Genomic DNA, 13,650 nt, shown 5'->3' with positions numbered 1-13,650 from the left:
TCATGAAACCCGCTAACAAACTCGACCGCGAATCGATCCTGATCGACGCACGACGCGAACTCGCGATGCCGTCGCGGCGGCTGTTCGGCAAACGGCTGCTGACACTCGGCGGACTGTCGATGCTGACCGGCTGCTCGCTGACCGACGACGAATCGGTCAACAAATTTCTGATGATGGTGTCGCGCCTGAACGACCGCGCGCAAGCCGCGCTGTTCGATCCGAAGCAACTCGCGCCGACCTACACCGAGGCGCAGATCACGCGGCCGTTCCCGTTCAACGCGTTCTACGGCATCGACGAGGTGCCCGAGGTCGACGCTTCGGACTACAAGCTGAAGATCAGCGGCCTTGTGACCGGCCAGCGCGTCTGGACCTTGCCCGAGTTGTACGCGCTGCCGCACGCGGAGCAGATCACACGGCATATCTGCGTGGAAGGCTGGAGCGCGATCGGCCGCTGGGGCGGCACGCCGTTCGCCGACTTTTTGCGGCGCATCGGAGCGGACACCAATGCGAAGTATGTCGGCTTCAAATGCGCCGACGATTACTACGAAAGCATCGACATGCCGACCGCGCTGCATCCGCAAACGCTCCTCACGTTCTCGTACGACGGCGAGCGTCTGCCCGCGAAATACGGCTTTCCAATGAAGCTGCGCATGCCGACCAAACTCGGCTACAAGAATCCGAAGCACATCGTCGAGATGTTCGTCACTAACACGTATCCCGGCGGCTATTGGGTCGACCAGGGCTACAACTGGTTCGGAGGCTCCTGACGCGCGCGGGTCGGGTCTGAAATCAAATGCGCGACCCCGAGCGGCAGAAGCTTCGGAAATACGCCGGCCCAGGCCGGTTCTGATTCATCCACAACAAACGGAGTTACCCCATGAAAAAATTCGCAATCGCAGCAATGGCCGTCGCCCTCCTGACCAGCGGCGGCGCCGCGTTCGCGCAGGCAAGCGGCGCGATGTCAAACGATTCGATGTCGAAAGACACGATGTCGAAGGACACAATGTCCAAAGACAGCATGTCGAAGGACAACATGAAGAAGGACACGAAGAAGCACGACAAGATGAAAAAAGGCAGCGATGCGATGAAACCCGAAGCGTCGGGCGCCATGGGCAACTGAGACATCGCGCGATGCTGATCACATAGCGCGAACGCGGCACGTCGGAGCACGTGGCAGCACGTAAAAGCCGGGGAGACGCCCCCGGCTTTTTTGTTGCAAGTACACCAAAAAGTTACGATTCTTTCAAGCGGCGCGGTGTGCGCTTACTGCATAATGCGACGTCGCGCCAGACGTTTGGCGCGTGTCAGCCGTGGCTCGATTCCTGTCGAGCGCCGCGGCGTTGTGGCCCCATTGGCCATCTTTCGTCCTTCCGTTCCACCGACATGTCCGCCAGCCTCGCCCGTCAGACCGCATCGCCGATGCGGCGTCCGCCATCCCGCCACAGGGTCTTCAGCGGAGGCGCAGCGCCTCGAGCGGCATGGGCGGGCTGAACGCATGTCGCTGCAATTTCCCAGCCTCTTCTCGCGTATTTCCCTACGCCTGCCGCGTGGTTTGGCCATCCGTTTGCCGCAGTCCCGCACCGGACAGATCGCGCTTGCGCTCGCCGTCGTCTATCTCGTGTGGGGCTCGACTTATCTCGCCGTGCACGTGGCGCTCGGTTCGTTTCCGCCGTTGTTGCTCTCCGGCTTGCGCAACCTGTTTGCGGGGATCGGGCTGTTCATCTTTGCGGCGCGCCGCGACCCGGTCTGGCCGGGTTTCGCTGAAATCCGCAACGCGGGCATCGTCGGCACGATGCTGGTCGGCTTGTCGAGCGGCATGCTGGCCTACGGGATGCGCACCGTCGGCACCGGCACCGCCGCGGTGATGGTCGCCACCGTGCCGTTATTCGCGACGGTGATCGCGGCGGTGGCGGGGCGGCGGATCGCCAGGGGCGAGTGGTTCGCGGTCGGTCTCGGGCTGGTTGGGATCTCGATCCTGAGTCATGGCGACAACGCGCCGGGCTCGGCGGGCGGCAGCCTCGCGATTCTGTGCGGCGCACTGTTCTGGGCCGGCGGCGCGCATCTGGCCGGGCGGTTGAAGCTGCCGTCGGATCTGTTTCTATCGACGTCGTTGCAGATCGGCCTTGGCGGTGCAATGTCGACGATGGTCGCGTGGATATCGGGCGAACGGATGCTCGAGGTGCATTTTCTGCCGGTGCTGGCGTTCATCTACCTGATGCTGATCGGGACGATGACCGCGTATGTCGCCTATGGCTTTCTGATCCGGCATACCAGTCCGATCATCGCCAGCAGCTGCATGTACGTGAATCCGGTGGTCGCGGTGGCGCTCGGCGCGCTGCTGCTCGGCGAGCCGGTCACGCATTCGACGGTGATCGCCACAGTGGTGATTCTGGCAAGCGTGGGTCTGTCTTTCTGGTTCGATTACCGGAAGAAGCGTCCCACTTGAGTCCCACTTGAGTGCCGCTTGAGTCCCGTTTGAGTCCCGTTTGAGGCGGGCGGCGGCCTGCCGTCCTTAGAGCGCCGCCGCGACTTCCGCGCCTTCGCGGATTGCGCGTTTCGCATCCAGTTCGGTTGCGACCCTGGCGCCGCCGATCACGTGATAGCGCGGACCGTTTGTCGCGTTGTTCACGGTGGTCGCGTTCGCCGTTTTGGCGGCATTCTTCCGCGCCGTGACCGGAAGCAGGTCGCGCAACGATTCCTGCCCTGCGCACACGACGATCGTGTCCACCTGCAGCCATTCTTCGACGCCTTCACGCGCAATCTTCAAGCCGCGCTCGTTGATCTCCAGATACGACACGCCGCCAAGCATCTTTACGCCGTTTCGCGCCAGCGTCGCACGATGCACCCAGCCCGAGGTCTTGCCGAGCCCCATGCCGAGCTTGCCCGCCTTGCGCTGCAACAGCCAGATCTCGCGGACCGGCTGCACTGGCGCAGGCGGCTTCAAGCCGCCGCGCTCCCGCACCGCGAGGTCGACGCCCCATTCATCGAGCCACGCATCGCGTGGTATCGGCAGCGGTTCGCCTGGCCGATGCAGCAGGAACTCGCTGACATCGAAGCCGATTCCGCCCGCACCGATCACGGCGACGCGGCGTCCCACCGGCGCACCGCGCAGCACGTCCACGTACGACAGCACGTTCGGCCCGTCGATGCCTGCGATTGCCGGCCGCCGCGGCACGATACCTGTCGCGATGATCACATCGTCGTAAGCGCCTGCCGCGAGCAGCGCCGGATCGACGCGCGTGCCGAGCCGCACGTCGACGCGATGCCGTTGCAACTGGCTCTGAAAATAGCGGATCGTTTCTCTGAACTCTTCCTTGCCCGGCACGCGCATTGCCAGATTGAACTGGCCGCCGATCGTTGCGCTCGCATCGAACAGCGTCACGCGATGCCCGCACGAAGCCGCGACCGTCGCCGCCGACAAGCCCGCCGGTCCCGCGCCGACCACCGCCACCGAACGCGCTGCCTGCGGACCGGAGACCGGCCGATAGACCAACTCGGTCTCACGTCCCGCGCGCGGATTCACCAGACAGCTTGCGCGCTGGTTCTTGAACGTGTGATCGAGGCAGGCCTGATTGCAGGCGATACAGGTGTTGATTTCGTGCGCGCGACCCTCGGCGGCCTTCAGGACGAACTCGGGATCGGCAAGCAGGGGCCTTGCCATCGAAACCAGGTCGCCCGCGCCCTGCGCGAGCAGTTCTTCCGCGACCTCGGGCGTGTTGATCCGGTTCGACACGATCACCGGCACCTGGACGGCGGCCTTCAGCCGCGCGCTCAGCGACGCGAAGGCCGCGCGCGGCACCGAGGTCACGATGGTCGGCACACGCGCCTCGTGCCAGCCGATCCCGGTGTTGAACATCGTCACGCCGGCGGCTTCGAGCGCTTGTGCGGCCTGCACGGTTTCGTCCCAGGTGTTGCCGCCTTCGACCAGATCGATCAGCGAGAGCCGGTAGACCACGATGAAGCGTTCGCCGCATACCGCGCGCACCTGCTCGACGATTTCGCGCGCGAGCCGCATGCGGTTTTCGATGCTGCCGCCATAGCGGTCGGTGCGCCGGTTGGTGCGAGGGCACAGGAACTGGTTTAGCAGATAGCCTTCGCTGCCCATGATCTCGATGCCGTCGTAGCCGGCACGCTGAGCGAGCCGTGCGCAACGCGCGTAGTCGCGCACCGTCTTCGCAATACCGGCCTCGCTGAGCGCACGTGGTTTGAACTTCGAGATCGGTGACTTGAGTGCCGACGCCGATACCACGAATGGCTGGTAGCCATAGCGTCCGGCATGCAGGATCTGCAAAGCGATTTTGCCGCCTTCTGCGTGCACGGCCTCGGTCAGCAGCCGATGATTGCGCAGGTCGAACACGGAATTCAGCGTGCCGCCGAACGGCAGCAGCCAGCCTTGCCGGTTTGGCGAGATCCCACCGGTCACGATCAGCCCGACGCCGCCTTTCGCGCGCTCGCGGAAATAGGCGGCCAGTTTCGGGTAATTCCAGAAACGGTCCTCCATGCCGGTATGCATCGAACCCATCACCACGCGGTTGGAGAGGCGAGTGAAGCCGAGATCGAGTTCGGCCAGTAAGTGCTGATAAGACATGCAGAGGACCGTGGAAGTATTGGCGTTGGATGCGGACGAACAATACACCGGTAATTGGGGCAACCTTCTGAGGGAAAATTCTAATCCTCTTGGGTTGTTGCTCCGTAAGGCATATTTCTTTGGTTTTTCCTTGTTGTGGGTGCCTGCGGCGTTGGACTTTTCTTCTGTGTACCTATGGCGTTGGGTTTTTCTTTTGTTATTGGTCTATTAGCGTTCCCCCTGTGCGGGGGGGCACCTACTTTTCTTTGCCTGCCGCAAAGAAAAGTAGGCAAAAGAAAGCGGCTCAAACCGCTAGCTCTTAAGCGGGTCCCCTGGCTTGGAGGAGGCAGTGGAGCATCTGGAATCGGTGTTCTCGCACATTCAGCCCTTGTGATAAGGCAGTCATACTTCCGGCGGCGCTGCGCGCGCCGTGGTGGTACTTCTCAACACCAATAGCAGATAGGCACCTCCGGCATCATCCTTCCGGCCTCGCACTGCGTGCTCGTCGGAACGGTTTGCAAGGGAAACCAGTGGGTGATTCTTCGTTCTGCGGGAGCCATCGGCTTCGCCTCGGCGAGGCGCCGAAATGGTTTGTGGTTTTCGGCAAAAGTAGCGCCCGGTGGCTAATACGGCGAGACGCAGGATATTGCTGCGGATTGTGCAACTGCGAGCCACTGCACCAAGCGAAACGCCCGCGCAAAAAACCGGCGGGCGGTTTTGTGAAGTACCGCCACGGCGCGCGCAGCGCCGCCGGAAGAATGACTGCCTTGTCACCGGCGCGGAGTGTGCGAGAACACCGATTCCAGATGCTCCACTACCTCCTCCAAGCCAGGGGACCCGCTTAAGCGTTAGCGGTGTGAAGCCGCTTTCTTTGCTTACTTTCTTTGCGGCGGCAAAGAAAGTAAGTGCCTGCCCCGCACAGGGGCGAAGCTAATAGACCACTAACAATTCAAGGAAAGGCCAACGCCATAGGCAAACAGACATAAGCGCCGAGCAGGCAAACAGCACAGGGGCGAAGCTAATAGACCACTAACAATTCAAGGAAAGGCCAACGCCATAGGCAAACAGACATAAGCGCCGAGCAGGCAAACAGCACAGGGGCGAAGCTAATAGACCACTAACAATTCAAGGAAAGGCCAACGCCGCAAGGCAAACAGACAATAAAGCGCCGCGAAGGCAAACCAATCACCCCAAAACCCTATCCCCGGCTGCAAGCCGCAAATGATTCCATGCTGCCAGCCCGGCAAAAACAAGCCCTGCAAGGCTAACCCCAATCCATCCAAAAGTCGGCCAAACAAAAGCGCCGACCCCCGACCCTATGGCTCCGCCAATAAAATAAGCGACCATATAAACCGTATTCACCCGGCTCCGCGCGTCAGGCTTCAGCGCATAAATCCTGGATTGATTGGAAATCTGCGCCGCCTGCACACCGACATCAAGAATGATCACGCCGATCACTAACCCAGCAATGCTCTTCGCCGATAAGGCAAACACGAAAAACGAAATCGCCACCAGCACGATCGACATCGTGATAATCGTCCGCGGCCCGCGTCGGTCGGAAAACTTGCCGGCCAGCGGCGCGGCAAGCGCCCCCGCAGCGCCGACAATCCCGAATAACCCGGCGGCCTGCGGTCCAAGATGAAACGGTGCGCCCGCCAGCAACAACGCCAGCACCGACCAGAAAATACTGAACGCCGCGAACATCGCCGCGCCCGTCAGCGACGCCTCGCGCAACGCCCGATGCTCGACCACCAGATGCCACATCGAGACCAGCAGCTTGCCGTACGCCAGAGTCGAGGTGGGCTTGCTCTTCGGCAGACGCAGGATGATCACCACCGCCAGCACGAGCAGCGCGACAACGGAAGCGCCGAATACCGCGCGCCAGCCGAAATACTCGGCGACAAGACCCGCCGCGGTCCGGGCCAGTAAAATCCCGAGCAACAAGCCGCTCATGACCGTGCCGACCGCATGGCCACGTTCGGACGGCGGCGCCAGTTCCGCCGCGAACGGCACGGCCTGCTGCGCAATGGTGGCGAGCACGCCGATCGCGAGGCCCGCGAAGATCAGTACCGGCAGCGTCGGCGCCGCAGCCGCCACCACCAGCGCGACGCACATGCCCGCGATCTGCAACAGGATCAACAGGCGTCGATCGAACCGGTCGCCGAGCGGCGCCAGCAACAGCATCCCGGCCGCGTAGCCGAGCTGTGTCACGGCCGGCACCGCGCCGACCCACGACGCGCTGTCCGGAAACGACTGCCGGAAGTTGTCGAGCAGCGGCTGGTTGTAGTAAATGTTCGCGACAGCCACGCCTGCAATCGTCGCGAGCAGCAGCAACAGGCCGCGCAATGACCGGTCAGTGGATGCGGAAGAAGAGGTGTCGGAAGTGGACATGAGAAGAGCTATCGATGGACCGGCCCATGCGCGGTCCTCAAGCGTGCCGATCATACCGGAGCAGGGCGGATCGTGCTGACGGTCACGGTCTGCGCTTACGAGCCGCAAGCAATGCGCCGGTGGCGCTGACCCGTCCGCGCAAAAATGAGATGGTCGTTCGCTTTCCGTTCGTAGAATCGTCACGCGCTAAAGGACTCATCACGTAACGGACTGCATGACAGTAACAACAAAACTAACAAAACTCGAACCGAAGGCCTTCGGCGGCTGGCTTCTGGTGGCCTTGCTCTGCCTCACCGCATGGGCGCTCTCGACCGCGATCGCACTGCGCGATCCACTCAAACTGATGCTCGAATGGGAGCTGCTCGCGGTGTTTGTGCGGCCCGACACGCACGGTTGGTATCGCACCGTGATCACGGCAGTCGGCTTCGACGTGATCATCGGCGCGTTTATCGTGGCCGGCGCGGGCTGGCTGTCGTTGCTCGCGCGGCGCAAATCGGCGCGCTTCCCGGTTCAGGTTCAAGCCTGGCTGTTCGCGATCGTCGTCATGCGGACCGGCGCCTACCTGCTCGGCGACTCTATGAGCTACGCGATCGGTATCGACATCGCGATGCCGTTCGACGGTTTCATCCAGGCCGTTGTCGCCGCCGCGCTCGGGATACCGTACTTCAGGCTGTCCCGGCGCGTGCAGGCTACCTTCGTCGTCAACTGAACCGGCAACGCCGTCAGTCGATCAACTCGCCTTCAGGCTCGTAAAACGGATACGGCCCGTCGGCGGCATCCACATACGCATGATGCGTGACGATGCCGGTCGCCGGGTCGTAGCGATGCAGCGCGAACGCAGGCGGCTCCATCACGAACGCGGAGGGCCCGTTGTCGCGCAAGTCGAGCACGACCTGATGCGCGGGCGCCGGCACCGCTGACGCAATCGTGCCGCCAAAGCGCACGAACATCGGCCGATGCACATGTCCGGAAATCACCCGCTCGACGTTCGGATAACGCGCGATCAACGCGGCGAGTTGGTCCGCCGCGGCCGGATCGAGCCGCAGTTCATCCATATGCGCGATCCCGCACACGAACGGCGGATGATGCAACGCGACCACCGTGGGCTTGCCTTGCGCTGCATCGAGTTGCGTCGCGAGCCAGGCGAGCCGCGCGTCGCACAGATTGCCGGCGCTTTGACCCGGCACCGTCGAATCGAGCGCGATCACGCGCAGCGGACCGACATCGACCGCGTATTGCACGAACTCGCCGCCGCCTTGCAACTCCGCGCGTTTCGGGAACGCCGCGCGCAACGCGACGCGCTCGTCGTGATTGCCGACCAGCAGGTAGTAGGGAATCTCGAGCGGCGCGAGCAGCGTCTTGAGGTGTTCGTACTGCGCCGGATCGCCTTGATCGACCAGATCGCCGGTCATGATCACCGCATCGGGACGCGGATCCAGCGCATTGAGCGCGGCGATACAACGTGCAAGGTAGGCGCTGGTGTCGACGCGCCGATAGGCCAGCGCGCCGGGCCGTTTGATGTGCAAGTCGCTAATTTGAGCCAGCAGCATGGGGATGTCCTTGGTTTATAGCGCGCAAAAAAATGCGATGCGAGCTTGTCACGATAGCGCGATCAGCGCGTCCTGCGCGAGCGAAATGCCGACCGGCGTACCGCGCGCCAGCTCGATGCGGCCCGCGACGTCGATCAGCAACGCGTCCGGTGCGGCGCCGCCGATTGTCAGCCGGGTGCGCTCGCCGAGAAACGCCGTGCTTTCTATGTTGCCGCGCAAGTGGGCGCTCGCCGGGTCGGCGAGATAGGCATCCTCGGGACGGAAGAAAAATTCGTACGTGTCGCTGCTCGCGTGGACACGGTCGGACGGAAGCGGCACGGCGCCGCCGATCGTCGTCAACAGGCCGGCGCGGCGCTCGCCCGCCAGCCGGTTGATCGTGCCGACGAACTGCGCAACCGTCCGGTTCGCGGGACGATAGTAGATGTCGCGCGGCGAGCCGATCTGTTCGATGCGCCCGGCGCTCATCACGACGATCCGGTCGCCGAGTTCCATCGCTTCGGCCTGATCGTGCGTCACGTAGACGGTCGTGATGCCGAGTTCGCGCAGCAGCGTATTCATCTCGCTGCGCAAGGTGTCGCGCAGGCGGGCGTCGAGTGCGGTCAGCGGTTCGTCGAGCAGCAGCACGCGCGGCTGCACAGCCAGTGCGCGCGCCAGTGCAACACGCTGACGCTGGCCGCCGGAGAGCTGGTCGACCGGTTTGTCCGCGTGGGCCGTGAGACGCATCATCGCGAGCAACTCGTCGACCCGTTGCCGTGCGGTCTCAGCCGGCACGTGCTTGATCTTCAGTCCGTAGCCGACGTTGCCGCGCACGCTCAGGTTCGGAAACAGCGCATAGCTCTGGAACACCATGCCGACCTGGCGTTTTTCGATTGGCAGCGCGGTGACGTCGTCGTCGCCGAACGCGATCCGGCCGCCGGCGTCGGGTGTTTCGAGACCCGCGATCATGCGCAGCGTGGTGGTCTTGCCGCAACCGGACGGCCCGAGCAGCACCAGCGTTTCACCGGCGCCGATGTGCAGATCGAGCGGTTCGAGCACGCGGGTGCCGCGAAATGTTTTCGCGCATTGCGTGAGCGTGATGGGAACGGAGGCGAGTTTCATGGCGTTGACGTCGGTATAGGCTTCGAACGGGAGGCAGCGACGCGCTTTTTCGCCACGCTGCGCTGGCCGGTCGCATCGACGCCGAGCCATTGCATCGCGACGAGCAAAGGCATCGTCATGATGAAAAACAGAATCGTGTACGCGCTGCCGATTTCGATGCGCAGCGATGCGTAGGTGTCGGCGAGGCCGACCGGCAGCGTCTTGGTATCGGGCGTGTGCAGCATCCACGTCAGGTTGAATTCGCCGATCGACAGCGTCAGCACCGCCAGCGCACCGGCGACAATGCCCGGCCGCGCATTCGGCAACACGATCGTCACGAAGCGCTGCAGGAAGCTCGCGCCGAGACTGGCCGCGCCTTCTTCGAGGGTGCGCAGATCGCTGCTTGCGCAAACCGCCGCGACGGCGCGGACCATGAACGGCAGCGTGAACACCACATGCCCTACGACGATGAACGCGACGCTCATGCGGAACATCGTAAAACCGCCGTAGACCACCAGCAAGGCGAGCGCCGAAGCGAGCCCGGGCAGCGCGATCGGCAGCACCAGAAACTCTTCGATGATCCGCGACAGACGCGTTTTGCTGCGAGCCAGCACATAGCCGGCAGGCACGCCGGTCACGAGCGTAATGAGCAGGGTCATGGCCGCCACTTCGAGCGACAGAAACACCGAGCCGTGATATTGCGTCCACACTTCGATCAGCCAGCGCAGCGTGAGTCCGCTCGATACGCCTTTGAAGTAGTTGACCGTGAGTCCGGCCACGATCGACATCACGACCGGCACGATCAGAAACGCGCACAGCAGCAGCGTGACGAGCCATTGTCCGGCTGCGAGCAAGGTGCGCGAGCTCGGCAACCTGAGCCGTGAGCGCCGCTTCGCGCCGGGATGGATTGGGGCGGTGATCGAATTCATCGAGGTCTTGTCATCCGGTTTGGAAACACCGCTCACGCGCTGGCCGCGACGGCCGAGCCGGTCACGCTGCGCGCGAATGCCAGCACGAGCCACGTGACGATGCCGAGCACGATGGACAGGCCCGCGGCGGTCATCATGTTCGCGTTCAGCGTGAACTCGGTGTAGATGGTCATCGGCAACACGTCGATGTCGGTGGCGAGCGTGAAGGCCGTGCCGAACGCGCCCATCGCAGTGGCGAAGCACACGGCGCCCGCCGCGATCAGACCCGGCGACAGCGCGGGCAGCACGATGTCGCGCGTGATCCGCCACGGCGACGCGCCGAGCGAGCGCGCGGCTTCTTCGAGCGAGGCGTCGAGCTTGGTCGCCGACGCCATCACCGTGACGATCACGCGCGGAATCGAGAAGTACAGGTAGCCGAGAAAGAGGCCGCTCATCGAATACGCGAACACCCAGCGGTCGCCGGTCAGCTTCAACGACAGTGCGCCGATCAGGCCTTGGCGCCCCGCCAGCATGATGACCATGAAGCCGACCACCACACCGGGGAAGGCCAGCGGAAACGTCAGCAACGCGAGCAGCGTGCGCTTTAACGGAAACTCGCGGCGCGCCAGCAGCAAGCCGGCGATCACCGAGAGCACCAGCGTCGCCGCCGTCACCGCCGCGGACAACACGATGGTCGCACCGAGGCTCGACATGTAGCGCGGATTGGTCAGCATCGCGCGATAGGTCGCGAACGCGTGGCCGTCGCCGCTGATCTGCGCGAGCGCGCCCATCGGCAACAGCCAGAACGCGATGAAAACCGCCAGCGCCGGCGCGATCAACGCGATACGCCAGCGCAGCGGGAACGTGATGTCGTTCAATGCATCACCTGTAGATAACGCTCGCCGAAGCTAGACTGCTTCTCGGCCATCTTGCCGAAATCGACCGGCTTGACGTGTGCGTAGTCGCTGGCCGGCAGGAATTTCGCGGCGGTTTCTGGGCTCATCGCGTTGGCGCGCACCGGACGCAGATAGGCGTCGGCCCACAGTTTCTGGCCTTCGTCGGAGAGTACGAAATCGAGCACCTTCTTGCCGTTGGCATCGTGCGGCGCGCCCTTCACGAGACTCATCACATACGGCACCGAGATCGTGCCTTCCTTCGGAATCACGAACTCGACGTTCGCGTGATCCTTGTACTTTGCGCGGTAGGCGTCGAAGTCGTAGTCGAGCAGGATCGGAATTTCACCGGACATCACGCGCGCATAGGCGGTCTGCTTCGGCACGATCGGCGCGTTGGCCTTCAGCTTGCGGAACCAGTCGAGGCCCGGTTCGAAGTTGTCGAGCGTGCCGCCGAGCGCCTGATTCACCGCGACCGCGCCCGCATAGCCGACGAACGCACTCGACGGATCGAGGTAGCCGATCATGCCTTTGTACTCGGGCTTCAGAAGATCGGCCCACGAACGCGGCACCGGCTTGCCTTCGAGTGCGTCCTTGTTGACGAAAAAGCCCAGCGTGCCCGAGTGAATCGTGAACCAGTAGCCTTGCGGATCCTTCAGGTTCGCGGGAATGTCGTCCCAGTGCGCCGGCTTGTACGGCTGGATCACACCCTTGTCTTTCGCCTGGAAGGCCGACGACACGCCGAGATACACCACGTCGGCGACCGGGCTCTTCTGCTCGGCCATCAATTGCGCAATCGACTGACCGGAGTTCTTGTTGTCGAACGGCACGCGGATGCCGGTCTTTTGCTGGATCGCCTTGATCTGGCTTGCCCAGTCTGCCCATTCGGGCGGGCAGTTGTAGCAGATGGCGGTTTCGTCGGCGTGGGCGAGTTGCGGCGCGAAGATCACAAGCGCGGTGCTGACGATGGCGCAAGCCGACAGCGCGGCGGCCACGGTGCGATTGAGACGGTGCGAGAGGGGTTTGATCGGCGAAGCTAAGCGTGCTGAAGGGCGGATCACAGCGGGTCTCCAGGGGAAGAAGCGAGTGAGTGGTTCGAGGTTTAAGGGTGTTATACAAACGGAGTGATGCAAACGGGGTTATGCAAACGGGGTTATGCAAATGGCCTCGCGGCCGGCTCCGTGAAGCGCGCCGGCGAGGCTGCGTTCAGGTTCGAAATCGCCGCGATGGTGGCGCCTTCGCGCAAGGTGTGCGGCAAGGTCAGCGCGAGCGAGGTTTCACCGAATGCGTCGTATGTGCCGGTCACGCGGGCCAGCAACCGCTGCCACGCCGCGCAGCCGATCTCGCGATTCGGCGCGCAGACGCTCGCCAATGGCGGCGACAGCAGTTCGCCCATCGCGAGGCCGTCGAAACCCAGAATCGACATGTCGTGTGGAATTTGCAGACGCGCGCGGCGCAGGCCGCGCATCACGACCATCGCCAGCAGATCGTTGCTGCAGAAGAGGGCGGTCGGGCGGTTCGGGCCGCTCGTCAGATGCGCGAGCACGGACGGCGCCAGTTCGTCGGCGTTGAAATCGACCTCGAGCGCCGGCGCGGGGGTGAGGCCGGCCTGCTGCATGGCCTGCGCGTAGCCGAGATGCCGCTGGCGGGCGCGGTCGGAAGCGGCTAGCGTGCCCGCCAGCATCAGGATGCGGCGATGGCCGTGCGCGATCAGCATGCGCACGCCGTCGAAAGCGGCGAGGCGATTGTCGACCGAGACCGACGGGCGCCGCACCGTGTCGTTATGCATCAGCGTGTACAGCAGGCCGGCGCGGTCGAGATCGTCGAGCAGCGGATGCGTGTCCGCATCGGCGACCGTCAGGATCAGGCCTTCGACGCGGTGTTCGCGCAGCGTCTCGATGGCGTGGCGTTCGCGGTCGGCGTCGTACTGGGTGGTCATCAGCATCAGGCGGTAGCCTTGCGCCGACGCGAGATCGTCGATGCCTTGCAGGCATTCCGCGAACACCGGGTTGGCGAGCGTCGGCAGCACCACGCCGATGAGGCGCGTGCGCTCGCTGCGCAGTTGGCGGCCTAGCGGACTGGGACGGAAGTTGAGCGCGTCGATCGACTGACGTACTTTGTCGAGCGTGACCGGGTTGACGGTATGCGGCGCGTTGATCGCGCGCGAAACCGTGGCGATGGAAAAACCCGCGTGTGCAGCGACATCTTTGATCGTTGGGATCATTGTTTCCGCCCGAGATGTAAACGTTTTCGTCGGGGGGATT

General features: G+C 63.5%; 12 protein-coding genes. 4 read left to right on the top strand and 8 right to left on the bottom strand.

Going from position 1 to position 13,650, the window contains the following annotated elements:
- The first annotated feature begins 2 nt into the window (after positions 1-2).
- The 3 genes from AC3WOG_RS14305 (at position 3) to AC3WOG_RS14295 (ending at position 2,446) form a co-directional block, all read left to right on the top strand.
- Positions 3-767 (top strand): molybdopterin-dependent oxidoreductase, encoded by a 765-nt coding sequence (locus AC3WOG_RS14305; protein WP_492578612.1) that lies wholly within the window; start codon positions 3-5, stop codon positions 765-767.
- Between the two features lie 110 nt (positions 768-877).
- A complete protein-coding gene (locus tag AC3WOG_RS14300; protein ID WP_492578611.1) occupies positions 878-1,120 on the top strand; it encodes a pentapeptide MXKDX repeat protein in 243 nt (80 codons plus the stop codon).
- A gap of 375 nt (positions 1,121-1,495) precedes the next feature.
- Complete coding sequence (locus AC3WOG_RS14295; protein ID WP_492578610.1) at positions 1,496-2,446, top strand: EamA family transporter; 951 nt, start codon at positions 1,496-1,498, stop codon at positions 2,444-2,446.
- A gap of 66 nt (positions 2,447-2,512) precedes the next feature.
- Here AC3WOG_RS14295 and AC3WOG_RS14290 read toward each other — a convergent pair whose 3' ends face one another.
- The gene (locus tag AC3WOG_RS14290) at positions 2,513-4,588 is read right to left on the bottom strand and encodes a 2,4-dienoyl-CoA reductase FMN-binding domain-containing protein (RefSeq protein ID WP_492578609.1); all 2,076 of its coding nucleotides are present in this window, start codon (positions 4,586-4,588) and stop codon (positions 2,513-2,515) included.
- A gap of 1,164 nt (positions 4,589-5,752) precedes the next feature.
- Positions 5,753-6,958 (bottom strand): MFS transporter, encoded by a 1,206-nt coding sequence (locus AC3WOG_RS14285; protein ID WP_492578608.1) that lies wholly within the window; start codon positions 6,956-6,958, stop codon positions 5,753-5,755.
- Between the two features lie 214 nt (positions 6,959-7,172).
- On the opposite strand from AC3WOG_RS14285, the gene AC3WOG_RS14280 reads away from it, so the two are divergent.
- Positions 7,173-7,667: a DUF2569 domain-containing protein gene (locus tag AC3WOG_RS14280; protein ID WP_492578607.1), complete on the top strand. Its 495-nt coding sequence runs from the start codon at positions 7,173-7,175 to the stop codon at positions 7,665-7,667.
- Between the two features lie 13 nt (positions 7,668-7,680).
- Here AC3WOG_RS14280 and AC3WOG_RS14275 read toward each other — a convergent pair whose 3' ends face one another.
- The 6 genes from AC3WOG_RS14275 to AC3WOG_RS14250 form a co-directional block, all read right to left on the bottom strand.
- Positions 7,681-8,508 (bottom strand): phosphodiesterase, encoded by an 828-nt coding sequence (locus AC3WOG_RS14275; protein ID WP_492578606.1) that lies wholly within the window; start codon positions 8,506-8,508, stop codon positions 7,681-7,683.
- A 48-nt stretch (positions 8,509-8,556) separates the two neighbouring features.
- Positions 8,557-9,606, bottom strand: coding sequence for an ABC transporter ATP-binding protein (locus AC3WOG_RS14270; RefSeq protein ID WP_492578605.1), 1,050 nt, complete (start codon positions 9,604-9,606; stop codon positions 8,557-8,559).
- Positions 9,603-10,514, bottom strand: a complete 912-nt coding sequence (locus tag AC3WOG_RS14265) for an ABC transporter permease (protein WP_492578604.1) — start codon at positions 10,512-10,514, stop codon at positions 9,603-9,605. Before AC3WOG_RS14265 ends, AC3WOG_RS14270 begins: the two co-directional genes overlap by 4 nt.
- A gap of 32 nt (positions 10,515-10,546) precedes the next feature.
- Positions 10,547-11,371 carry an ABC transporter permease gene (locus AC3WOG_RS14260; protein ID WP_410837180.1) on the bottom strand — a complete coding sequence of 275 codons (825 nt, stop codon included), beginning with the start codon at positions 11,369-11,371 and terminating at the stop codon, positions 10,547-10,549.
- On the bottom strand, positions 11,368-12,447 hold the full coding sequence (locus AC3WOG_RS14255) for an ABC transporter substrate-binding protein (RefSeq protein WP_492578603.1): 1,080 nt from the start codon (positions 12,445-12,447) through the stop codon (positions 11,368-11,370). Before AC3WOG_RS14255 ends, AC3WOG_RS14260 begins: the two co-directional genes overlap by 4 nt.
- Before the next feature lie 92 nt (positions 12,448-12,539).
- Positions 12,540-13,610, bottom strand: coding sequence for a LacI family DNA-binding transcriptional regulator (locus tag AC3WOG_RS14250; RefSeq protein WP_492578602.1), 1,071 nt, complete (start codon positions 13,608-13,610; stop codon positions 12,540-12,542).
- Positions 13,611-13,650 lie beyond the last annotated feature (40 nt).

The organism is Paraburkholderia sp. FW306-02-B (assembly GCF_058782725.1).
This window is presented reverse-complemented; position numbering and strand designations above follow the sequence as displayed.